This is a genomic window from Flavobacterium marginilacus (assembly GCF_026870155.1).
GTDB lineage: Bacteria > Bacteroidota > Bacteroidia > Flavobacteriales > Flavobacteriaceae > Flavobacterium > Flavobacterium marginilacus.
Genome location: NZ_CP113975.1, coordinates 1102843 through 1126127 on the forward strand (window position 1 = coordinate 1102843; position 23285 = coordinate 1126127).

Genomic DNA, 23285 nt, shown 5'->3' on the forward strand with positions numbered 1-23285 from the left:
AAAAGTTAAAAAATTATGGCAAAAGTTTCAGGAATATTTAGTAATAAAGTATCATGTAAAGATGAGATTTAGAAAAGATATTCAAGGGTTAAGAGCATTGGCATTTTTATTGGTGTTTGTTTTTCATTTAAATTCGCAATGGCTACCCGGAGGATTTGTGGGAGTTGATATTTTCTTTGTTATCTCTGGTTTTTTGATGACTTCAATAATATTGGTTCAAAAAGAAAATGGATCTTTTAACTTTTACCAATTTTATCTACAAAGATTTAAAAGGATTGTTCCTGCACAATTTGTAATGTTGCTTTTTGTAGCAGTGTTTAGTCTTTATTCTTATTTATATACTGATATTGAAACATTACGTAAATGGTTTGTGAGTTCAGCTCTATTTTTTTCGAATATAGTTTTTGCACACAGTGATAATTATTTTGGTGCAAAAAGTACACAAAACCCAGTATTACATACGTGGTCATTGTCTATAGAAATGCAATTTTATCTATTCTTGCCTTTTTTACTCATGTTAGTAAAAAATAAATATATAAAAGGAATAGTAACTATCCTAATTATTATATTAACTGGATACAGCTCATATAAAATTTTCACAAACGGTATGCAGCCTATTATGTACTTTTCACTGCTTTCCCGAATGCCAGAATTTTTAGTGGGAGTTATTTTTGCTATAGCCTTTAAAAATAAAAGCTTAAGTAAGAATACCAGTCTTTTAGCCACTATAACAGGCTTAATATTGATATTTTTAAGTGCCATAATAATAGATGAATCTTCTCATTTTCCAGGTGTCGTTGCTTTAATACCGTGTGTTGGTACAGTTTTAATATTGATTTCATCTGAAACTAATTTAACAGGGTTGTTTTCAAACAAGATTTCAGTTTATGTAGGTGAGTTGTCTTATTCATTATATCTGTGGCACTGGCCAATAATGGCACTATTAAGATATAGCAATGACCAATATCTGTTTACTATTCAAGAAATGTTAGGAATAACATTACTCACAATTGTATTTGCTTGGCTATCTTATAAATATGTTGAAAGCTATTTTAGAAATACTGACAATAAGGCTTTTGTCAAGAATTTTCTTCCGGTTTCTATCTTGTTAATATTGCTTTCTGTTCTGTTTCCAAAAATAGCTGTATTTAAAAAACTTCCAAATGAGTTTGTCGATCCTTTTTATTATGGCAGTAAATCTAATATTTCAATTGAAAAAAAACCTGCATTTGAAAAATTTGGAGATGTCAAAAAAAATGATAAAATATTATTAATAGGTGATAGTAATCTTGGAGCACTTAAACGTTTTTATGATTACATAGGTAAAGAAGAAGGGTTTAGTTTTTTAGCAATTAATACACATACTTATCCTCCTGTTAAAGGATTGAAAAAGGAAGAAGTCCCGTATGACCTTATAACTCCCAATCAATTCAATGCGCTTGAAAAGGCAACAAAAGTAGCTGATTTTATAAATGAAGATGTGAAAAAAAGTGATGTTATCATTATTACATGCGCTAGGTATGACAGAATACCATCTGAGAAATTTGCTGTTATAGAGCTTGCGAAAAGTTTAAAGAAAGAACAAAAGCTCGTGATAATAAAATCGTTTCCCAAAGTGAAAAACGATATTAACCCTATTAAAATAAATCGAGGGATTGTAAGAAATACGAGTAATCATTTATGTCAATATTCTTATAAATTGCCAAAAGAAATACAAAATCTTGATGATACTATGGATAATGTCTTTGTTTATGATATTTCTAGGAGCAATGTATTTAAAAATATGCCTTACTACAATGACACAATCATGTATTACGATGGTGGGCATTTAAATTATTACGGACAAATGGTTTTAGCAAAATCTCTAACAAAAGATTTTGGACATTTTATAAAAAGCACTGTTTTAAAACAAAAAAATGTCAAATAATAAAGCTTTAGCCAAAAATACACTTTTCCTTTATTTTAGGATGTTCCTTACGTTGTTAATATCCCTTTATACTTCGAGGATAGTTTTGCGAGTACTAGGTGTCGAAAATTTTGGTATATATAACCTAGTAGGAGGAATAGTGGTAATGTTTTCTTTTTTGAATGCAGCCATGTCTTCAACCACTCAGCGTTATATAAATATAGCATTTACTTCTAGTGCGTTAGAAGATGTAAGAAAAGTATTCTCTACAAGTCTTAATGTTCATCTAGTTATTTCAATTGTAATAGTTATCCTTTCTGAAACCGTTGGTCTTTGGTTTCTAAACTACAAACTAAATATACCCGATAATCGTATGTATGCTGCAAATGTTGTATACCAGATATCGACTATTACAACAGTTCTGGGAGTGTTACAAGTGCCATATAATGCCATGATACTTGCGCATGAAAAGTTTTCTTTTTTTGCAATTCTGGGCATTTTTGAAAGTTTGTCCAAGCTGGCTGTGGTTTGGATATTAATTTATTTTCCAATATATGATTATTTGGTGTTGTATAGCTTATTGATTGCAGTAGTTATTCTTATGATAAATTTTATATATTATAGATATTGTCATAATAAGTTTAAAAAAGAAGTTGAATATCAAAACTTTAAAGATAAGGATTTGTTTAAAGAATTGGTTACTTTTTCCAGCTGGATGCTTATGGGGCAGGTGGCTGTAATAGGTGCGACTGAAGGGCTAAATATGATTCTGAATATATTTGTAGGAGTTTTGGTGAATGCTTCAATGGGTATTGCGATTCAAGTAAATAATGCAGTATACTCTTTTGTGTCTAATTTTCAGACAGCTTTTAGGCCACAACTGATACAATCCTACGCTCGAAATGAAGTAGATACGCATAAAAAAATGGTATTGAATACTTCAAAATACTCTTTTTTTTTAATGGCAGTATTATCAGCTCCTGTTCTTTTTTTTTCGAATTATATTTTGACTCTATGGCTCGGTAATTCACTTCCTCCCTATGTTGGAAGTTTTGTGCAGTTTGTTATCTTGATTTCGTTAATAGATTCATTGTCTGGGCCTTTTTGGATGTCTGCACAAGCTATTGGTAATATAAAAGAATATAATATTGTATTAACCATCATTAATATGTTGGTATTGCCGTTAGCTTATTTGTTACTTTATTTGGGGTTCGATCCTGTTTCAGTATTAATAGGGAAATTAGGTATTAGTGTAGTGAATCAAATTTTCAGGTACTTCTTTATTAATAAATATCTCCATTTTGATAAGAAGGAACTCGTTTCATATTTTGTGTCTGTCCTTATACCCTTTGCCTACCTGATTGTCCTTGTTGTTTTTAGTTTAGATTATAAACTAAGCTTTTTAGAGTTTGTAGGCGGAACGACAGTTTTAGAGATAATGCTTTTGATTATTGTTATGGTATTTGGTCTAACTGCTGTCGATCGAAAAATAATTAATGAGTTTGTCAAAAATAAAATTTCAAATAAATAAACTAATGAATAATCTTAAGGTGAAAAATATTCTAAGACCCTATTACCATTTTTTTAAGTATTTCGTTCCATTTTTAACTTTTAATTTAAAACTTTTATTTAGAAAAAGTTATAAGATAGAAACTAAAAATTGCTTTAATGGTAAAGTAGCTGTATTAGCGAATGGTCCCTCTCTTACAAAAGTTATACCATCCCTTACTATTGATAGTAATTTTAATAATTGTGATTTTATTGTGATGAATCTGTTTGCATTAGATTCTGTTTTTAAATTAATTCAACCAAAACATTATTGTTTTTCAGATCCAATGTTTTATCAAGATTATGAATCAAGATTAAAAGATATCAAACGTACGTTTGAGATTCTAGAAAATGAAGTAGATTGGAAAATGTATGTATATATTTCTTTCCCAACTAAAAGAGAGAATAAATTGTTTTTTGAATATAGTAAACTTAAAAATCTTAATTTAAAATTTATTATAACTAATAGAATAGATTTTTCTGGCTACGAATCATTAAGAAATAAATATTATGATACAGGATACTGTATGCCTAGAATAGGCAATGTTTCAAATCTGGCAATATATCTAGCTATCTTTAATGGTTATAAAGATATTAATGTATATGGAGTAGATCATGACTTTTTTTTATCATGGGCAGTCAATGAAAAAAATGAAGTATGTGCTAAAGAAATGCATTTTTATCAGGATAGTGATGATGTATTATTAAAACCTGTTATTGATACGGTTAAGGGATTTGGAACTCTTAAAATAAAAACTCATCTATGGATTTTATCTGTAATGTTTGATAGTCATGATAAACTTCAAGATTATGCTTTATATAAAAAGGCAAAAATTATTAATATGACAGAGGGTTCTATGATTGATTCTTATAAAAGATTTAAATGATTAAGGTGGTGCATGAAAAATATAAATACTCTGTCTTTTCTCTGGTTTACTGCAACTCCATCAAAATATAAAAATTTAAAAACATCATATAATGGAAGAGGATGGATTGAATCTCTGGAGACTCTTATTTCAAATTAAAAAGATATTGATCTTGGGATAACTTTTTTTCATAGCGATAATTGCTTTAAGACTAAACAGAATAATGATTCTTATTATTCATCATCAGATTATATGCTACTAGTTAGGTATATAGCTTTATTTAAAAAAAGTTTTTATATTAATACAGTGTTAACAAATTATAGATTAGCAATGAATGAATCTAATAAAATTAGTACAGTTAAGAGATTCTTTGATAAAGACAAAAAAATAAGAGAGCATTTTATTTTGCTATATCCTAAATTAAAAAAAATGATTAATCAGGTAATTCCTCTTATAGAATATAACCAAATATTCACCATAAATCACTTTGTAGTTTCTCGGTTGAATTTCAAGAGATAAATAGAAATAGTCTTCTACAATTAAAAAACAATATAGCTTTGATAAATAGGATAGCGTTTATAATCCATCCATTTTATTGAGAATTATTCGATTTATAAATTATTTCAAAATAGTAATTTTATTTTGTTAATAATATTATATTTTATTCAATGTATATAAAATCAAGAAAAGAATGAGAATTTTATGGTTTACAAATACACCTTCATTATATGATCAAGGTAAGCATTCCTATCATGGAGGTGGTTGGATTGAATCTCTAGAGGAACTTTTACAAAAAGATAAATCAATAGAACTTGCAGTTTCTTTTTTTCATCGTGCAGACCAACATAAACTAATTAAAGAGGAAACAACATATTACCCAATACTACGAGAATCAGGTAGGAAGAATCTATTAAATTTTATTGTAAATAAAAGGTCTGGTAAGTTAGAGTCTGAGCATATTATTATTCCAAAGTTATTAGATGTTATTGATGATTTTAGACCAGATGTAATTCATGTTTTTGGAACTGAAGAGATTTTTTCTTCCGTGCAGACTTATACCAAAATACCAGTTGTAATTCATTTGCAAGGTTTACTTAATCCATATGTAAATGCCTACTTTCCATCGGGACATAATTCTCTTAGTTTTTTGTTTAGTCCTTTTTTTTCTTTAATGAATATAATTGGTTTAGGTAATCTTTCAGGCTATAAGCGATTTAAAAACCAGGCAACTAGAGAGGCTGTTTGTCTTAGAAGAGCTAAATATGTAATGGGAAGGACAGAATGGGATAAACGGGTTGCAAAAATCTATAATCCTGATATTTCATATTTTCATGTGGACGAAGTGTTAAGATCTCATTTTTATAATAATAAAAATGAAAGAAAAACTCAAAGGAGTAAAATTATTATAGTGTCTACTCTTTCTCCAACCATTTATAAAGGAATTGATGTAATTCTAAAAACTGCTAATCTTTTAAAGAATGAAACTAAAATAGATTTTGAATGGAGTATTATTGGCTTAAATGATGACGACAAATTATTGAAATATTTTATTTCATCGACAAAGATTGAGCCTGAAAAAGTAAACTTAAAGTTCATCGGAAAAAAAACACCTGATGAATTGAAAGAAATTCTTTTACAGACATCAATTTTTATACATCCGTCTTATATTGATAATAGTCCTAATAGTGTTTGTGAAGCTCAAATAATGGGTGTTCCTGTCATAGCATGTAATGTAGGTGGGATTTCTTCTCTCATAGACCATAAGGAAACTGGAATTTTAGTTCCTTCAAATGGGGTTTTTGAGATAGTTTCATGGGTAGTTCAATTGAGTAGAGATCAAGAACTATTAAATTTGTTATCACAAAATGGTAAGTTTAAAGCACAATTAAGGCATAATCAGATTAAAATTATCGAAGAATTGATTTCTGTGTATAAAACGATTAAAGATTCATAATATGCAATATTTGTTTACTTATGGAAATAAAACTTAATTAGGTCATGTTTATAATTTTAAAAAATATTTTCCGGATGTTTAAATCTGGAAAATACTCATTAGATTCTGCTATTACCAAAATGATTATTTATTTTATGTGTTCAGATGTAAAGATAGGGGACGGTTTTTTGAGTAAAGGTATAACTACCTTACATTTGAAGAGAGGTAGCAAAATTATTTTTGGGAGTCATATTGTAATTAACAATTGTACTACACAAAATCCAATTGGATTAAACAAAAAATCATCGATTGCAGTTCTAGGCTCAGCAACCCTCAGGGTTGGAAATTATACTGGTTTTAGTGGAGTTTCAATTTATTGCTCTAATAAAATAGAAATAGGAAATTATTGTAATTTTGGAGGGAATGTTTTTATTTGGGATACTGACTTCCATGAGCTTGATTATTTAGAAAGAAGAAAGAATTTGTTTAATTCTGAAAAAGTGAAAAGTGAACCTATCAAAATCGGAAATGATGTTTTCGTAGGTGCAAACTCGATTATTCTCAAAAATGTATCTATAGGTGATAGAGCAATTATTGGTGCTGGAAGTGTGATTACAAAATCAATCCCGAGCGACGAAATTTGGGCTGGAAATCCAGCTAAATTTATAAGAACAATTCATAAAGAGGAATAAATGTTAAAGAAAACCAAGTTCATACATATTTATGAATTTTATCTTGCTACATTATTTGTCTATACAAATGGTTCATGGCTTTATTTTGCTGTTGATAAAATAATTCTTTTAGGATTACAATTGTTAAGTATCGTTTTTTACATTTTTCTTCAACATTCAAAAGGTGAAAAGATCAGAAGTCCTAATGGACTAGCTTTATTTTTTATATTGATGCCTTTTTTTTCGAAGATTATTAATCTTAATATCAACAGCAGCTTAGTAAATACCTTTTCAAGTGCTGCGGTTTATTTAAGTTTGAGTTGCCTAAGCTATCAAAAGCTAGATGTTTTGTTAGATAGATATGCGAGGGTCATATTTTTTTTGTGTTTGGTAACATTGGTTATTGCTCCTATAACATTAGTAAACTACTCATTGCTGAGTACATTTCCCATTTCAACAAGTGGTTTTGATATTGACGGTTACGGCTTTTATAATTTAATTATTTATACTGATCGTGTCAGTAATGACTTTCGGGCTCAGAGTATTTTTTGGGAACCTGGAGCTTGGTCATTTAGTTTATCATTTGCGTTTTATTGGTTAGTTATAGAAAAGAGACAGTATAAAAAAATTCCATACTTCCTTTTTGGAGTATTGTTAGCAAGCTCTACCACTGGTTTTTTTTTACTAATGTTAATCTTGATTCATATCTTATTGAACAATAATGATAAAAAAGTAAAGAAAACAATGATTACCTATCTCTCATTTTCAGTTTTATTAGTTACTTCAGGGATAATTTATCTTCAAACTTCGACAAATATTGATGTGGGTGAGCTTATTTATGATCAAACACTTGGAAAGTTAATGGGTACTAGCGAAGCCAGTGCATTATCCCTAACAGATAGAGTTGCATCTACACAGAAAGCATTCAACATCGCTATTGATAACCCATTTTTTGGAGTTGGGAAGTTAGGTGCAGAAGATAGCTTATTTGTAACATCATCAATAGCAGAAATATCTTATCAGTTGGGACTGATTTTTCTTTTAGTTTACTTATTTGTTTTTAGACAAGTGTTTAAGAAATTAGGAATTATTATTTCCTGCGTTTTTATGATTGTACTATTAAACGGAGAGGCGATTTCATATTTTATTTTATGTTCCCTAATACTAATTTATGGGACAAAAAAAATAATGATTAAAAAAAGAGAAATCATACTCTGATAAAAATGATAAATATTATTAACATGACAATGATGCTATTGTCTGTAAAATCTATTTTTGCAAGTTGATAGTATCAAATAAAAACTAAAGCTGTTTCTAAAATGACTAAACCGTTAATATCATTAATAATTGCTACCTACAACAGCGGTAGCTTCCTAACTTATTGTTTGGATAGTATTGAATCGCAATCATTTAAGGATTTTGAGCTTATTATTATCGATGGGAATTCAACTGATCAAACAGTTGATATTCTTAAAAAGTATGATAAGTCTATTAATTACTGGATTAGCGAAAAAGATTCGGGGATTTATGATGCTTGGAATAAAGGAATTGCACAGGCTAAGGGTACGTGGATAACATTTTTAGGGTCGGATGATGCATTATATCCAACTGCTTTTGATGATTATGCTAACTTTTTATCCACGATTGATAAAGATGTAAAGTATGTTTCGTCAAAATTAAATTTAACTGATGGAGATAGAAATGTAATTAAAACTTTAGGATTACCTTGGGACTGGAAAACTTGTAGACTGCAAAATGTTATTGCCCATCCGGGTTCTTTACATCATAGCGAGCTATATGAGAAATATGGATTATATGATACAAGTTATAAAATATGTGCAGACTTTGAATTTTTATTAAGACCAGGAAAATATTTGAAAAGTGCCTTTATGGATAAAATTACTGTGAAAATGCAACAGGGTGGAATAAGTACAAATGCTGCAAATGTATTTATAGAACACCATCGAGCAGCAATAGCAACTGGAGAATTGAATCCATTTTTAGCGTTTTTTTTTCTTAACTATCAATTTTTTAAATTTCGTATCAAGTCTTTCATTAGGAAGATGGGCATGAAAATCTAACTCAATCTAACTCATAAATTGTTGAAAATTTTAAATTTTTATAATCAAAGGCATGAAAATTTTAGTAATTAATGACCATAAATTTGGTGATGAAACAGAGTTTGTTGTGAGTTTAAATATTTAGTTATTTAAGGATATAATATCAATAGAAGTATTTACGGTGAAGAAATTTGTCCTAAAGCAGCCCTTTTTTCATTTATCTATTCTTTCAAAAAAAAACTTGTATAATTGAAACATCTTTTGCAGGGGGATTTTTAGCGTCAGGTTTTTGGCACGCTTTTTTTATTGAGAAACCAAGATCAAATGCGTATTGTTTAAAATTATTCCAAGAAACATATGGTTTTGGTCTTGGCTTAGGTAGTCATAGAGTTTCAAGTATTTTTTTAATTTGTTTGCAAATTCTGAATACCTTATAATATTTTTTGTTTTCTAGTTGTTTAGGGCTCTTTTAAGAGAGATGAAATTTTATAAAAATAGATATAAATATACATCAATTATTGCTATCTTGTTTTGATGTAGTTTATTTAATTGCTCAGATATTAGCGTTACCTGATTTAAGCAATCCTACATTTTGATAGTGGAAATTAATTGTATTTCTTAATAGCAATAATAACAATAGTTTAGTTATGTTGATTCAATATTTTATGAAAATTATTTTTTAACCAAATATAAAATGAAAACAAAATAATGATTATAGTTAATTCTCGTTTTTTGACCCAACCAATAACAGGTGTGCAGCGTTTTGCAATTGAAATTTGTATAAGATTAAAAAAAAAATTTAAAGACGAAATACAATTTGTTACTCCTTCAAATATTATTCATTATAAATTAGCTAAAGAGTTAGATGCCCAAATTATCGGAAAAAAAAATGGGCATATATGGGAACAAATTGATTTACCAAAATATTTATATAAAATTAAAAAACCGTTATTGTTAAATTTATGTAATACAGCTCCTTTATTTTATAAAAATAAAATTGTTACGCTACATGATGTAGCTTTTTTGGCTTATCCAGAAACCTATTCCAAAAAGTTTTTGTTTTTTTATAAGTTTTTAATACCTAAAGTAATTCATTCGTCAAAGCATGTTCTTACTGTAAGTGATTTTTCTAAAAGTGAAATTGTTAAGTTTTACAAGATTTCTGAAGATAAAATAGCGGTAATCTATAACGCTGTAGATAGTCAATTTTCTAATGGTTCAAGTTCATTAGAGCAAGCGAAAGTTCCGTATTTAGTAGCAGTTTCGTCTTTAAACTATAGAAAAAATTTACATTCAGTGCTTGTCGCTTTTAAAAAAATATCAAGTGAATATGAAAATAACTTGCAACTAATAGTTATTGGAGATATAAAAAGTAAAAGTTTTAAAGCGATTGATATAGAGGAATATAATAATAATAATAATAAAGCCATTCGATTTGTTGGGCGAGTTTCTGATGAACAGTTAATAAAATTTTATACAAATGCATTGGGTTTTATTTATCCTTCTTATTATGAGGGTTTTGGGATACCTCCTTTAGAAGCACAAGCTTGTGGATGTCCAGTGATTGTTTCGAATGTTAGTTCTTTGCCAGAGGTTTTTAAGGATAGTGCATTATATTGTAATCCAAATTCGATTGATGAAATAAGTAACGCAATGACTACTTTGGTAAAAAACAAAGACATAAGGGAGCAGTTAATAGAAAAAGGCGCACAAAATCTGTTACGCTTTTCTTGGGATCAAAGTGCTTTAAAATTAAGTAACATTATTAATAATAACATTAAATGAGAGTAGCATTAGTTCAAGATTGGTTGACCGAAATGGGAGGTGCTGAAAAAGTTTTTGCCTCTATACATTCTTTGTATCCAGATGCCGACATCTTTACACTAGTTGCCAACGATGATATTCTAGAAAAACTCAATATTGATAAATCAAAGGTTACTACCTCATTTATACAACGTTTGCCAGGATGTCCTAAACGGTATAGAAACTATTTTCCTTTGTTTAAATATGGAATAGAAGAGTTTGATTTATCATCGTATGATTTAGTTATAAGTTCTTCCTATTGTGTGGCAAAGGGAGTGTTAACCAATCATAATCAGGTACATATTAGTTATTGTCATTCTCCGGTACGTTATGCATGGGATTTGCATCATAAATATATTAAAGAAGCCAATCTAGAAAGTGGTTTTAAGGGTATGATTGCAAAATATTTTTTGCATCATTTACGTATTTGGGATATAGCCAGTTCCAATCGTGTAGATCATTTTATAGCTAATTCAAATTTTATAGCATCAAGGATTAATAAAATTTACCGTCGTAAATCAGATACAATTTATCCCCCTGTCGATGTAGATGCTTTTACATTACAGACTAATAAAGAAAATTTCTACATAACGTGTTCTCGATTAGTTCCTTATAAAAAAGTAGATCTTATTGTGGATGCCTTTTCAAAAATGCCTGACAAAGAACTTGTGGTTATTGGTGATGGTCCAGAATTTAAAAAATTAAATAAAGTTGTGTCAAGCCTTCCAAATATAAAAATGTTAGGTTATCAAAGTTTTGAAGTTTTGAAAGAAAAAATGGCTAAAGCGAAGGCATTTGTATTTGCTGCAGAAGAGGATTTTGGAATTGTACCTGTAGAAGCACAAGCCTGTGGTACACCTGTAATTGCTTATGGAAAGGGAGGAAGTCTTGAGACTGTAAAGCATGGTTTAACAGGGATTTTGTTTAAGGAACAAACTAGTGATTCAATAATTGTGGCTGTTGAAGAATTTGAACAATTGAGTTTTGATCCAGTTATAATCCGTACTCATGCTGAAAGTTTTAGTACAGAGATATTTAATAATAGTTTTTTGTCTTTTGTTAAAGAAAAAATAGTAACAGTTTAGTGTTATTTAGAATGTTTTTTTTAATGTAAAAGAACTAGTTTTTTGGTTAAAGATTTATTGTTCCATGTAAAACAACTGAAATTAATCAGCTATATAGGAGACTGTATAAATAATAATTATTTGTAAGCTATTGAAGTAGCTTTTTTATCTTATATTTCCCTAGTAGAGAGTAATTTTAGGGTTTAAATTTACTTTTACATAGTTTCTGATTTTTTTTTAATTGAGGAATTATAAAATAATAATAATATTTAATATGAAGATTTTACAGAAATTATCTAATCATAATTCATCTCGTTATTTCAAACTTTTATTTGTAGTTTGGGATATTATCTTGTTGAATAGTGCTATAGTTTTGTCTGCTTTATGTAGATTTGGCAATATAGAACATCTTTTCTTAAAAGAAGTGCAGACAGTTTCTTTATTAGCAAACATCTTATGGATTGGATTATTGTTGCATCATGATTCTTATAGGATTGTTAGAGTGGAATCAATTGAATCTATATTAAAAAGAACTACAAAAAAAATTGTAATTCATATAGCATTAATAGCTGTTTTTGTAGGTTTCTTAAAATATTCGCGTATTTCAAATCTAAGATTGTCTTATTTTTATGTTTTTTTCTTTTGTCTTTTAATGATTTCTAGATATTTAAGCATGAAGCTTTTAGGGTATATTAGAGCTAAAGGCTATAATTTTAGAAGTTTTATTATTGTTGGAGCTAATGATACTGGCGAAAGAATTCGTAAGGTATTGGCAAGAGACTTGACTTACGGTTATCGGTTTTTAGGTTTTTTTGATGAAAAGGTTGATCCTTTTGCATTTATATCATCTCCTATTTTAGGAGATTTTGACTATATTGAGGAGTTTCTTTTTAAGAAACAAGTCGACGAAATGTATGTTGCATTGCATATTGATAATATTGCTGTAATTAATAAATTGATTCAAATTTGTGAACATCATATGGTTCGCATTAAATTCATACCTGATTTTCAGTTATATACCAAATCTAGTAAAGTGGAAATTTCTTTTTATGAGAATACACCAGTATTGATGTTTCGTAGTGAACCGTTAGAGTTTACTGTAAACCGTCTAGTGAAAAAGACATTTGATATTTTCTTTTCGTTAAGTGTAATTTTATTGATTTTCCCGTGGCTTTTTCCTATTTTGATGTTGATTATAAAGTTAGAATCTCCCGGGCCTGTTTTTTTTACACAAGAGCGTACAGGAAGAGATAATAGGTCTTTTAAGTGTTTGAAATTTAGGAGTATGAGAGTAAATACTTCTTCTAATGATTTACAGGCTAAAAAAGGAGACAGCCGTCTAACTAGATCAGGCGCGTTTATTCGTAAAACTAGTATTGATGAACTTCCTCAGTTTTTTAATGTGCTTTGGGGAGATATGTCTGTGGTGGGACCAAGACCACATATGGTGAATCATACAATACAATATAGTGGTCTGATTAATAATTATTTAGTACGTCAATATGCTAAACCAGGGATTACTGGCTGGGCGCAGGTAAACGGATACCGTGGAGAGACAAAAGAACTTATAGATATGGAGAATCGGGTAGATTTTGATATATGGTATATTGAGAATTGGAGTTTGTTACTGGATGTGAAAATTATTATAAAGACAGTTGTAAATGTTTTTAAAGGGGAAGAAAATGCATATTAAATACATAATGATAAAAGATAACTAATATGTTTTTTATTGCAAATGCAAATCGTTGATTGAAAAAAAAATAAATACTTATATTTGTCCCGTAAAACTGTAAATCTGATGAAATTGAAATTTTCTTTTTTTACAAAAATATCTGCTTTTTGGATATTTTTGTTTTTACTTGGTGCTTGTGCCTCAAAAGGTGATATTGTCTATTATCAAAATATTGATAGAATGACAACTCAAAAAAATGCAAATAGTTATGAAATTAAAATTCAGCCAGATGATTTATTATCTATTATTGTTTCTGCGGAAGATTTAGAAATTGCTTTGCCATTTAATTTGCGGTCTGTAAGTGTGGTTAGCCAAAGCAGACAAAATAGTGCAAGAGGTGAGGAAACTATGCAGTCCTACTTGGTGGATTCAAATGGATATATAGATTTTCCTATTTTAGGAAAATTAAAAGTCGGCGGTTTAACCAGAACAGAAATACTAAATATGTTCCATACTAAAATAGGTGTCTATATTAAAAATCCAATTATTAATCTTCGAATAGTTAATTTTAAAATTTCTGTACAAGGCGAAGTTGCATCACCAGGTAGCTATAGTGTAAATACGGAGAGAGTGACCTTAATTGAAGCTTTAGCAATGGCAAAAGATCTGACAATTTATGGTAAAAGAAATAATATATTAATTATTAGGGAGGTTGATGGTGCTAAAACCTATAATAGAGTTGATATTACTAAGGCAGATTTTATAAATTCCCCTTTTTATTATTTGACACAAAATGATGTAGTGTATGTTGAGCCTAATAAGAATAAGATTAATGGAGCAGCAATAGGTCCTAATACTGGAGTCCTTATTTCAATTACCTCTTTGGTAATTACATTAATTACTTTAATTGTCACAACATCAAATTAAAATTTTAGAATGGAAAACAACAATAATAAAAGCTTTGAGGAAGATTTAGAGAATGATTTTAATTTAAAAGAATTTTTTGATAAGTATTTGGTTCATTGGAAATGGTTTGGTTTTGGGGTGAGCATTTGTTTGATTATGGCTTTTTTATATTTGAGATATACAATACCTCAATATAAGGCATTTACCACAATTTTGGTAAAAGACGAAAAGAAAGGGGGCATGCTTTCTGAACTTTCAGCTTTTGCTGATATGGGATTAGGTGGGAGTGTGGTTAATAATGTTGATAATGAAATTGAAATTTTAAAATCAAGAACGTTAATAGAAAGTACCATAAAAAAATTAAATCTTACGGTAAGTTTTATTTTTAAAGGGAAGATTAAAGATATTGAACTCTATGAAAAATCTCCAATTGAAGTTACATTAATCAATCCTGAGAAGCATTTTTATGAGAATGAAATGATCTTAAATTATAAGGAATTAGCTCCAGATACCTTTGAATTAGAAATTGAATTTAAAGAAGATAAAGAGCAGGGTGTTCTTAATTCTACTTCAGTTGCTAAATATCATTATGACGAATTGATTACCACTCAGTATGGACAAATTATCATTCGTAAATCTAAAATAAAGGTTGATGATTTAAAAGAAAAATTCGGAAAGTTTAGTATCGTAATTAGTCCGCTGGAAGATATAGTTGACAGTTTTAGAGAAAGAGTTTCTGTAAACCCAATAAGTAAAACGAGCAGTGTTGTAGAAATTTCGATAAAAGATCCAGTTGTAAAAAAAGCAGAAGATTTTTTAGATAATTTGATAGCTATTTATAATAGCAATGCGGCTACAGATAAGAATTTTATAGCTGAGAATACTTCTGAATTTATAAATAATAGATTAGAAATCATTACGCAAGAACTGGATGGCGTTGAAAAAAATGTGGAGAGTTTTAAGACTTCTAATGAAGTAACAGATATAGAATCAGAAGCCAAACTTTATGTTGAAGGATCCGATGAATATGTTAAAAAGGGAGTTGAAACAGAAATTCAATTGAATGTAGTTAACTCGATGCTGAGTTTTATTAAAAAAAGTTCGAGTTCAGATTTGTTGCCTGCTAACATTATTAGTGAAAAAGGAGATGCGAGTAATTTAATAAACAACTATAATACACTAATATTAGACCGTAATAGAATTCTGAAATCTGCAACTCCAGAAAATCCATCGGTTATTAAATTAGATCAGCAGATTGCATCATTAAAGTCAAATGTATTTGCTAGTTTGTTGAGAATGCAATCTAATTTAGTTATCCAAAAGAATAATTTGAAGCGTAATGAGGGGATTTTAAATTCTAAAATAAGAAAAATTCCTGTTCAGGAACACCAATTCAGAATAATTGACAGACAGCAAAAGGTTAAGGAAGAATTGTATTTGTATTTATTACAAAAAAGAGAAGAAACGGCTATTTCATTAGCTGCTACAGAACCCAATGCAAGAGTAATCGATTCGGGTAAAGCCGAAAAAATTCCAGCTTCTCCTAAAAAGAAAATAGTTTATTTAGTAGCCTTATTGTTAGGGTTATTGATTCCTTTTGGAATTATTTATGTAATTAATTTGTTGGATACTAAAATAAAGAGCAGGTTAGATTTAGAAGGAAAGACTTTGATTCCTTTTATTGGAGATGTTCCTACTTCTGATTCACCTTCTGATATCATAAAAGCTGATAGTCGAACCAGTTCCGCTGAGGCATTGCGTATTGTCAGGACTAATCTGGAATTTATATTAAGCAAAGCAGATGAAAATAGGGCAAAAACTATTTTTTTGACTTCTACTTTTCCTAAGGAAGGTAAAACTTTTGTGTCAGCTAATCTCGCTGGAACTTTTGCTTTGTCTGGTAAAAAAGTATTACTGGTTGGTATGGATATCAGGAATCCAAGGTTAGATGAGTATTTTGCTTTACCAGGCAGGGGCTTTACGAATTATTTATCATCGAAAGATGTAAAATTGGACGATTTAATTGTAAAGCAAGATGGTTTCGATAATTTTTACATCCTTCCTGCCGGGGTTATTCCTCCAAATCCAGCAGAATTGTTAATGAGTAATAAAGTAGATGACCTCTTTAAAACTCTTAAAAATCAGTATGATTATATTATTGTTGATACCGCTCCTGTGAGTTTGGTTACTGATACATTATTGATTGCTAAGCATGCTGATTGTTTTATCTATGTTGCTCGTGCGAACTTTTTGGAAAAACGTATGCTGAATATCCCTAATGAATTGTACAAAGCAAATAAACTGCCAAATATGTGCTTATTGTTAAACGATACTGACTCAACAAAAGGATATGGTTATGGATATGGTTATGGAGTGAATGTTAAAAAAACCTCTTGGTATAATAAAATATTAAAGAGATAAGGAAAAAATATCTTTAATGAAAATGAATTAGCCTTTAAATATTGTGTTTAAGGGCTTTTTTTATTTTTTGAGAAGGCGTTGAGTTCGTAGTTGAATTCTGAGTGGTTAATCTTTTTCTTTTTTATATAGTGATATTTTTGACCATATTACCAAAATTTAAACAGTTAGTGTTTGAGAATTCGTTTTTTGTAGGGAAGACAAAAAATGTTTTTGCGTTATTTTTTGATTTTCCTTAATTTTTTTGTTTCAATATGGCTGATGATTTTGTGTAAGATTGCCTCAATATTATTTTTCCTTTTATAAATTATCAGCAGCTGAAATTTGGTCTAGTATGCTTGTTTGGTTTGGTGAAATATAGTTTTTTGTTTCGGGAGCATTTTCTTTCTTAAAAAGAAGGTCTAGTGCATTGTATAGCTTTAGTAAAACATCTTTGTCTTCTTTTGCAATCTCTAATGCAGTATTAAAATTAAAAACATAATTATTAGAATTGCGTACTTCTACTTTTATTGTTTTTGATGTGATTTTAAATTTAACTATATCCATTTTAGTTTAGATTAATTTGTTTGCAAAAAGGCTGTTTTAATTACTGCTAGAGTATCGCTGTTTTTAATTTTTTTAATTCTTTAAGAGATTATTTTTTAATAATATATAAAATTTTCTGTTTATAGAAGAATTATAGCAGGTAAATTTTATTGTTTAAGTTCTTGATTTAATGATGAATGGATTTAAATGATAAACTGAAAAGATACAATAAATTGTCTAATTTATTGATGGATTTCTAGTATTTAGATTGTGTGTGTTTTTGATAAATCCACAACTTATAGCATGTTCTGGAGGTTATAACTTCAATAAAAAACCCTTAAACATTTCTGTTTAAGGGTTTTGTCTTTTGTAGCGAAGACGGGAGTTGAACCCGTGACCTCAGGGTTATGAATCCTGCGCTCTAACCAACTGAGCTACCTCGCCATATTTGGGGACATATCCTGTCCTTTAATGCGGGTGCAAAGATAGAATAATAATTAGAGTTTGCAAGCAAAATCTAAAAAAAAAATTTTTTTTGAAAAGGTTTTTTTTTTGGAGTAATAATCTATATATTTCGCAAACAAAAAACAGTATTCATGAATTTAAAAGTGCGTTACGAGATAGAGTTCCCCATAAATTCCTCCCCCCAATTATTATATCAGTATATTTCGACCCCTTCAGGCCTATCTGAATGGTTTGCAGATAATGTAAATTCCCGTGGTGAGTTTTTTACTTTTATTTGGAACGACTCTCAGGAGAAAGCAAGATTGGCTTCAAAAAAATCGGGAGAAAAAGTAAAGTTTAGGTGGGTTGACGAGAATAATAAGGATACAGATTATTTTTTTGAATTAAATATTTTAGAGGATGAGTTGACCAAAGATGTCTCTTTGATGGTTGTTGATTTTGCTCATAAAGAAGATCTTGAAGAAGCAACCCAGCTGTGGGAAAATCAAATTTCAGACCTCAAACATGTTATAGGTTCAGTGTAGTGAAATTGTATATTATAACTTATATTTGTCACGCTTTTTAGCGTGACTTTTTTTTGAAAAACAGTATGATAAATTTTAATGGTACAATTGTATCTGAAGATGCAAATATTTTAGTTGAAAATAGAGGATTTCTATACGGTGATGCAGTTTTTGAGACTGTAAAAATTGTTAATGGGAAGATTTTGTTTCTGGAAGATCATTACTTTAGGCTGATGTCTTCGATGCGTGTAATTCGAATGGAAATTCCAATGAATTTCACGATGGAATATTTGGAAGAGCAGATTCTCACTTTGGTTAAAAATAATAATATAGAATCATCTTCTAGAGCCAGAATTACAGTTTGTAGAAATAATGGCGGTTATTATTTGCCACAAGATAACACCGTTTTGTTTTTGATAAAGACCATGCCGCTCGAAAATAAAGAATATTCGCTTAATGGGCAGGAATATGAAGTTGATTTGTATAAAGACTTTTATGTTGCAAAACAATTGCTGTCTTCGATTAAAACAACTAACCGTTTGATAAATGTAACAGGAAGTATTTATGCACATGAGAATGGCTTAGATAATTGTATTTTATTAAACGACAGCAAAAATGTTGTTGAGGCATTACAGGGTAATATTTTCATGCTTATTGGGGGCAGATTAATTACTCCTCCAGTTTCAGAAGGATGTCTGAATGGAGTTATGAGAAAACAGATTCTAGAATTAGCCAAAAAAATTGAGGGTATTGAAGTATTTGAAGAAATTATTTCTCCTTTTGATCTTCAAAAAGCTGACGAATTGTTTGTGACAAATGTGATTAAAGGTATACAGCCAATTACAAAGTACAGAAAAAAGGAATTTTCAGTTGAAACCTCAAAGGTTTTAGTGATGTTGCTAAACGATAGTTTAGGCTTAGTTTAAATAAGGGTTTTCAGGGGCATTAGACCAAATAAGGTATTCGCCTCCTAATTCCATGATTTGTTCTTTCCAGAAATGAAGAGTCGATTTACCGATTATTTTATTCTCGTAGCTGTTTTTTGTAATAATCCATGAATTGGCTTTCATTTCATTTTCAAGCTGATGTTCTTCCCATCCGGTGTAACCAAGAAAGAAACGAATGTTTTCTTTTTTGATTTGGCCGCTGTTTATAAGATCTTTTGTTGAATCAAAATCTCCTCCCCAATAGATTCCATTAGATATCTCAATACTATTGGGTATCAGTTTAGGAATATTGTGGATAAAGTACAGGTTGTCTTGTTCTACAGGACCGCCATTGAAAATTTTGAAGCTGGCATTTATTTCAGGAATCAAATCATTGATTGTGTATTTCAGTGGTTTGTTCATTATAAAGCCTACCGAGCCATCTTGATTATGATCTGCTAATAAAATTACAGATCTATTAAATGACAAATCTCCTATTATTGATGGCTCAGCAATAAGTAGATATCCTTTTTTTAATTTTTCTGAAATCATAAGGCTATATTTTTAATTAAATTTAAGAAAAATTATATAGAGTAACCAAACTTTTCCTGCCTTATTCGTTTAAAAGCACAAAAAAACCCTCCAATCGGAAGGTTTAATTATATGAAATAAACTATAGATTAGTTTACAGCTCCTTCTAAATCTGCTCCGGCTTTGAATTTTACAACATTCTTAGCGGCTATTTGAATAGTTTTTCCTGTTTGAGGATTTCTTCCGTCTCTTGCAGCTCTTGAAGATACAGACCAAGATCCGAACCCTACTAAAGATACTTTACCACCTTTTTTCAAAGTACCACCTACATTTCCTAAAAATGATTCAAGCGCTAATTTTGCAGCAGCTTTAGTAATTCCTGCATCTGCAGCGATAGCGTCGATTAATTCTGATTTGTTCATAATAATGGATGTTAATTGTTGGTTAAAATAATTGTTAATAGAACAAAATTAGCAGGAAATACGGTGTGTGCAAATGTTTTATACAAAATTAGCATATTTTGTTAATAACTTACTTTTATTGTTCATAAAGTAGTGTAAAATTCTGAAAGAAACGGTACTTAACCCTTGTTTTTATTGATGTTAGTGAACTTTTGCATTTTCTGAAAATGTTATTCCGTTTAATAATTCTGCAGCGGTCATTTTCTTCTTCCCTGGAAACTGCAGGCTTACTATTTGAATAAAACCTTCATTCGTGGCAACTTTCATTTCCTTTTTAGTGCAGATTAGAAAGCCAATTTCATAATTGTGTTTTTCTATAATTGCTTTGGCCTCATAGATTTTTACATTCCATTCTTCATTCTTGTCTGTAAAATAACACCAAGCTGCAGGGTATGGGCTTAATCCTCTAATAAGATTGTGAATGGCTGCAGTAGATTGTGACCAGTCAATTTTGCAATTCTCTTTGTTTAACTTGTAAGCTGTTTTGATGTCTGATGAATCTTTTTGAATAGCAGTGGTTACATTGCCGTTTTCAATCAGTTTCAAAGTATCAATGACAGTGTCACATCCTAAATGCATCAGGCGGTCATGTAGCTGTCCGGCATTCTCATTGCTGTCGATTGCGGTTTCACTGCTCAAAATCATTGCGCCGGTATCTATTTTGTCATCAATAAAAAATGTAGTTACGCCGGTTTTTGTTTCGCCATTAATAATTGCCCAATTAATTGGTGCAGCGCCTCTGTAATTAGGAAGCAGTGACGCATGCAGATTAAATGTTCCTAAAGATGGCATTTCCCAAACTACTTTTGGGAGCATTCTAAAGGCAACTACAATTTGCAAATTAGCCTCCAGTGATTTTAATTCTTCCAAAAAAGCTTCATCTTTTAAATTTGCCGGCTGTAATAAGTGTAAATTATTTTCTAAGGCATATTCTTTTACTGCCGAATATTTTATTTTCTGTCCTCGGCCTGCTGGTTTGTCGGCTGCGGTAATTACAGCAGCTACTTCATAATTGTTTTTAATTATAGAATCTAGAATTCCTACTGCGAATTCTGGAGTTCCCATAAATATGATTCGTAATTTTTTCATCAGGTTTTTAAAATGTATTTGTTGTTTTTTTGAATTATTAAAAGTTCGTCTTCTAATAATTGCTGCAGTACAAAGATAACGTCGTCTGCAGTATTTTTAGTCTTGTTTTGAATTTCTCTTGAGCTTAGGCTTTCATTTTGCAATAAGGCTATAATTTTTTCAGAAAGAGCTTTGAAATCCTTTTTAGGTTTTGTCAGGGTGATGCAATAGGAACAAATACCGCAATTAACAGTTGTTTTTTCTCCAAAATAATCCAAAATCATTTTGCTTTTGCAGCTGTTTTTTTCAGCTACGTATTTTAGTACCGAATGTAATTGTTTTTTTTTGAGTTCATTTTGGCGGACAAGATACTTGGAAACTTTATTAATTGTTCTTTCATCTTCGCGGATTTCATTGAAAATTAAAACGGCATCATTGTTTTTTGAATGAAATTCAATAATTTCTTTATCTTTTAATTTGTGTAAAACGGCAAGTACAGAAACTTCCGAATGGTTCGATTTTTTAGCAATCAGCGGTAAATTAAATGCGGTCTGCATTTCATAAACACCAGGATATGTTCTAAGAATGGTTAAAATAATCTCCTCGTCGTTTGGATTTAGGCTTGTATAACGAATGACTTCTTTGGACGAGATTAGAAACTGCAAAGTTATTTTTTCTGAAAATTCCTGAGACAGAGTCAGAATCCCTTGTCCGTCTAAAAAGCGCATGGCATTAAACGTTTTCAGTGCAGGAAAATCATATTTATGACAAAAATGATTCAGATTAAACATGAATTCTTCGTTTATTCCTTCGCCATAAGCTATTTGAAAATAATTACAGAGTTTAATATACATCGTAGTCAAAAACATTTTATCAGGCAAAACTTTTAAAAATTGACTTTCTGCCTGAATAATATCAGATGGGCTAGTCAATAAAACGGCAAAAGCCTTTTCTCCGTTTCGACCGGAACGTCCTGCTTCCTGATAATAATTTTCTATGTTTTCGGGCAGCTGAATATGAATTACGGTTTTTACATTAGGTTTGTCAATTCCCATTCCAAAAGCATTTGTGGCAACAATAACCTGCGCTTTTTCTTCCATCCAGAGCTGCATGTTTTTGTCTTTTTCTCTGGAAGTAAGACCGCCGTGATAATAGGCAGCTCTAAATCCTAAAGTTTGCAGTTGTTCAGCAATCTCCAGGCAGGCTTTTCGGTTTCGAACATATATAATAGATGGCTGTGGATTTTTTTTAAGGATCTGTTCAATTCTGAAAAGTTTATCTTCTATTTCAAAAACCATGTAAGCGATATTCTTTCTGGCAAATGATTTAGCAAATTGAACAGGATTCTGCATTCCCAGTTCGGTTATAATATCTTCTTTTACTCGAGGAGTTGCCGTGGCTGTTAGTGCCAAAAAAGGAATTTTAGGAAAATGTTTTTTTAATTCCGAAATCTTCAGATAAGCCGGTCGAAAATCATGTCCCCATTGCGAAACACAATGCGCTTCGTCAATCGTTATCAGATTTACGGGAAGATTTTTTATTCGGTCAAGAATCCAATCCGACTGCAAACGTTCAGGAGAAACGTACAGAAATTTATAATTCCCGAATTGACAGTTATCCAATAAATCAATAATCTCATCAGATTTAATGCCTCCAGTCAAAGCAATAGCTTTGATGCCGCGCCGCTGCAAATTTGCAACTTGGTCTTTCATCAGTGCTACCAAAGGAGAAATCACTAAACAAATTCCTTCGTTCATTAGAGCCGGCACCTGAAAACAAATCGATTTCCCGCCACCAGTTGGCATTAGTGCAAAAGTATCATGACCGTCCAAAACCGAATCAATAATTTCGTTCTGCAACGACCTGAAAGTGTCATGCTGCCAATATTTTTGAAGAATTTCTAGTGCTGTTGGCATTTTTCTAGTTTAGATTCTTACTAATTATTGAAATTCAATAATT

The 23285-nt window shown here is 30.2% G+C and carries 19 protein-coding genes and 1 tRNA gene; 14 read left to right on the top strand and 6 right to left on the bottom strand.

Going from position 1 to position 23285, the window contains the following annotated elements; translation table 11 throughout:
* Window positions 1-61 precede the first annotated feature (61 nt).
* The 12 genes from OZP07_RS04835 to OZP07_RS04890 all read left to right on the top strand — a co-directional run bounded on the left by OZP07_RS04835 (window position 62) and on the right by OZP07_RS04890 (window position 16850).
* Complete coding sequence (locus tag OZP07_RS04835) at window positions 62-1927, top strand: acyltransferase family protein (RefSeq protein WP_281637492.1); 1866 nt, start codon at window positions 62-64, stop codon at window positions 1925-1927.
* A complete protein-coding gene (locus OZP07_RS04840; protein ID WP_281637493.1) occupies window positions 1917-3437 on the top strand; it encodes an oligosaccharide flippase family protein in 1521 nt (506 codons plus the stop codon). The genes OZP07_RS04835 and OZP07_RS04840 overlap by 11 nt, the downstream gene beginning before the upstream one ends.
* Before the next feature lie 4 nt (window positions 3438-3441).
* Entirely contained in the window at window positions 3442-4341 is a 900-nt protein-coding gene (locus OZP07_RS04845) for a motility associated factor glycosyltransferase family protein (protein ID WP_281637494.1), read from the top strand.
* A gap of 670 nt (window positions 4342-5011) precedes the next feature.
* Complete coding sequence (locus OZP07_RS04850) at window positions 5012-6274, top strand: glycosyltransferase family 4 protein (RefSeq protein WP_281637495.1); 1263 nt, start codon at window positions 5012-5014, stop codon at window positions 6272-6274.
* A gap of 44 nt (window positions 6275-6318) precedes the next feature.
* A complete protein-coding gene (locus OZP07_RS04855; RefSeq protein ID WP_281637496.1) occupies window positions 6319-6945 on the top strand; it encodes an acyltransferase in 627 nt (208 codons plus the stop codon).
* Window positions 6946-8142, top strand: coding sequence for an O-antigen ligase family protein (locus tag OZP07_RS04860; RefSeq protein ID WP_281637497.1), 1197 nt, complete (start codon window positions 6946-6948; stop codon window positions 8140-8142).
* A gap of 101 nt (window positions 8143-8243) precedes the next feature.
* Window positions 8244-9005, top strand: a complete 762-nt coding sequence (locus tag OZP07_RS04865; RefSeq protein WP_281637498.1) for a glycosyltransferase family 2 protein — start codon at window positions 8244-8246, stop codon at window positions 9003-9005.
* A 687-nt stretch (window positions 9006-9692) separates the two neighbouring features.
* On the top strand, window positions 9693-10769 hold the full coding sequence (locus OZP07_RS04870; RefSeq protein WP_281637499.1) for a glycosyltransferase family 4 protein: 1077 nt from the start codon (window positions 9693-9695) through the stop codon (window positions 10767-10769).
* Window positions 10766-11872, top strand: coding sequence for a glycosyltransferase (locus OZP07_RS04875; RefSeq protein ID WP_281637500.1), 1107 nt, complete (start codon window positions 10766-10768; stop codon window positions 11870-11872). Before OZP07_RS04870 ends, OZP07_RS04875 begins: the two co-directional genes overlap by 4 nt.
* Window positions 11873-12125: 253 nt before the next feature.
* Entirely contained in the window at window positions 12126-13544 is a 1419-nt protein-coding gene (locus tag OZP07_RS04880) for an undecaprenyl-phosphate glucose phosphotransferase (protein WP_281637501.1), read from the top strand.
* Between the two features lie 105 nt (window positions 13545-13649).
* Window positions 13650-14450 (top strand): polysaccharide biosynthesis/export family protein, encoded by an 801-nt coding sequence (locus OZP07_RS04885; protein ID WP_281637502.1) that lies wholly within the window; start codon window positions 13650-13652, stop codon window positions 14448-14450.
* A gap of 9 nt (window positions 14451-14459) precedes the next feature.
* Complete coding sequence (locus OZP07_RS04890; RefSeq protein ID WP_281637503.1) at window positions 14460-16850, top strand: GumC family protein; 2391 nt, start codon at window positions 14460-14462, stop codon at window positions 16848-16850.
* A gap of 297 nt (window positions 16851-17147) precedes the next feature.
* On the opposite strand, the gene OZP07_RS04895 is transcribed toward OZP07_RS04890, so the two are convergent.
* Together OZP07_RS04895 and OZP07_RS04900 are read right to left on the bottom strand one after the other, a co-directional pair.
* Window positions 17148-17393, bottom strand: a complete 246-nt coding sequence (locus tag OZP07_RS04895) for a hypothetical protein (protein ID WP_194640157.1) — start codon at window positions 17391-17393, stop codon at window positions 17148-17150.
* 349 nt (window positions 17394-17742) lie between these two features.
* A tRNA-Met gene (locus tag OZP07_RS04900) sits at window positions 17743-17816 on the bottom strand.
* 152 nt (window positions 17817-17968) lie between these two features.
* On the opposite strand from OZP07_RS04900, the gene OZP07_RS04905 reads away from it, so the two are divergent.
* The gene (locus OZP07_RS04905; protein ID WP_194640158.1) at window positions 17969-18361 is read left to right on the top strand and encodes an START-like domain-containing protein; all 393 of its coding nucleotides are present in this window, start codon (window positions 17969-17971) and stop codon (window positions 18359-18361) included.
* Window positions 18362-18426: 65 nt separating this feature from the next.
* A complete protein-coding gene (locus OZP07_RS04910) occupies window positions 18427-19266 on the top strand; it encodes an aminotransferase class IV (protein WP_281637504.1) in 840 nt (279 codons plus the stop codon).
* Here the strand turns inward: OZP07_RS04910 and OZP07_RS04915 are convergent.
* The 4 genes from OZP07_RS04915 to OZP07_RS04930 form a co-directional block, all read right to left on the bottom strand.
* On the bottom strand, window positions 19258-19818 hold the full coding sequence (locus tag OZP07_RS04915) for a YqgE/AlgH family protein (RefSeq protein WP_194640160.1): 561 nt from the start codon (window positions 19816-19818) through the stop codon (window positions 19258-19260). The two genes, OZP07_RS04910 and OZP07_RS04915, sit on opposite strands and share 9 nt — an antisense overlap.
* A gap of 128 nt (window positions 19819-19946) precedes the next feature.
* Window positions 19947-20219, bottom strand: coding sequence for an HU family DNA-binding protein (locus OZP07_RS04920; RefSeq protein ID WP_077375548.1), 273 nt, complete (start codon window positions 20217-20219; stop codon window positions 19947-19949).
* Between the two features lie 180 nt (window positions 20220-20399).
* Window positions 20400-21347 carry a methionyl-tRNA formyltransferase gene (gene fmt, locus OZP07_RS04925; RefSeq protein ID WP_194640161.1) on the bottom strand — a complete coding sequence of 316 codons (948 nt, stop codon included), beginning with the start codon at window positions 21345-21347 and terminating at the stop codon, window positions 20400-20402.
* Entirely contained in the window at window positions 21347-23242 is a 1896-nt protein-coding gene (locus OZP07_RS04930) for a RecQ family ATP-dependent DNA helicase (protein WP_281637505.1), read from the bottom strand. The genes fmt and OZP07_RS04930 overlap by 1 nt, the downstream gene beginning before the upstream one ends.
* Window positions 23243-23285: the final 43 nt, after the last annotated feature.

Bases quoted from the DNA above. Each gene is read 5' to 3' on its own strand.
- OZP07_RS04845 (WP_281637494.1), top strand. From the start codon at position 3,442: ATGAATAATCTTAAGGTGAAAAATATTCTAAGACCCTATTACCATTTT.
- OZP07_RS04920 (WP_077375548.1), bottom strand. From the start codon at position 20,219: ATGAACAAATCAGAATTAATCGACGCTATCGCTGCAGATGCAGGAATT.
- OZP07_RS04875 (WP_281637500.1), top strand. From the start codon at position 10,766: ATGAGAGTAGCATTAGTTCAAGATTGGTTGACCGAAATGGGAGGTGCT.
- OZP07_RS04915 (WP_194640160.1), bottom strand. From the start codon at position 19,818: ATGATTTCAGAAAAATTAAAAAAAGGATATCTACTTATTGCTGAGCCA.
- OZP07_RS04860 (WP_281637497.1), top strand. From the start codon at position 6,946: ATGTTAAAGAAAACCAAGTTCATACATATTTATGAATTTTATCTTGCT.
- fmt (WP_194640161.1), bottom strand. From the start codon at position 21,347: ATGAAAAAATTACGAATCATATTTATGGGAACTCCAGAATTCGCAGTA.
- OZP07_RS04885 (WP_281637502.1), top strand. From the start codon at position 13,650: ATGAAATTGAAATTTTCTTTTTTTACAAAAATATCTGCTTTTTGGATA.
- OZP07_RS04895 (WP_194640157.1), bottom strand. From the start codon at position 17,393: ATGGATATAGTTAAATTTAAAATCACATCAAAAACAATAAAAGTAGAA.
- OZP07_RS04850 (WP_281637495.1), top strand. From the start codon at position 5,012: ATGAGAATTTTATGGTTTACAAATACACCTTCATTATATGATCAAGGT.
- OZP07_RS04910 (WP_281637504.1), top strand. From the start codon at position 18,427: ATGATAAATTTTAATGGTACAATTGTATCTGAAGATGCAAATATTTTA.
- OZP07_RS04855 (WP_281637496.1), top strand. From the start codon at position 6,319: ATGTTTATAATTTTAAAAAATATTTTCCGGATGTTTAAATCTGGAAAA.
- OZP07_RS04905 (WP_194640158.1), top strand. From the start codon at position 17,969: ATGAATTTAAAAGTGCGTTACGAGATAGAGTTCCCCATAAATTCCTCC.
- OZP07_RS04930 (WP_281637505.1), bottom strand. From the start codon at position 23,242: ATGCCAACAGCACTAGAAATTCTTCAAAAATATTGGCAGCATGACACT.
- OZP07_RS04890 (WP_281637503.1), top strand. From the start codon at position 14,460: ATGGAAAACAACAATAATAAAAGCTTTGAGGAAGATTTAGAGAATGAT.
- OZP07_RS04870 (WP_281637499.1), top strand. From the start codon at position 9,693: ATGATTATAGTTAATTCTCGTTTTTTGACCCAACCAATAACAGGTGTG.
- OZP07_RS04840 (WP_281637493.1), top strand. From the start codon at position 1,917: ATGTCAAATAATAAAGCTTTAGCCAAAAATACACTTTTCCTTTATTTT.
- OZP07_RS04865 (WP_281637498.1), top strand. From the start codon at position 8,244: ATGACTAAACCGTTAATATCATTAATAATTGCTACCTACAACAGCGGT.
- OZP07_RS04880 (WP_281637501.1), top strand. From the start codon at position 12,126: ATGAAGATTTTACAGAAATTATCTAATCATAATTCATCTCGTTATTTC.
- OZP07_RS04835 (WP_281637492.1), top strand. From the start codon at position 62: ATGAGATTTAGAAAAGATATTCAAGGGTTAAGAGCATTGGCATTTTTA.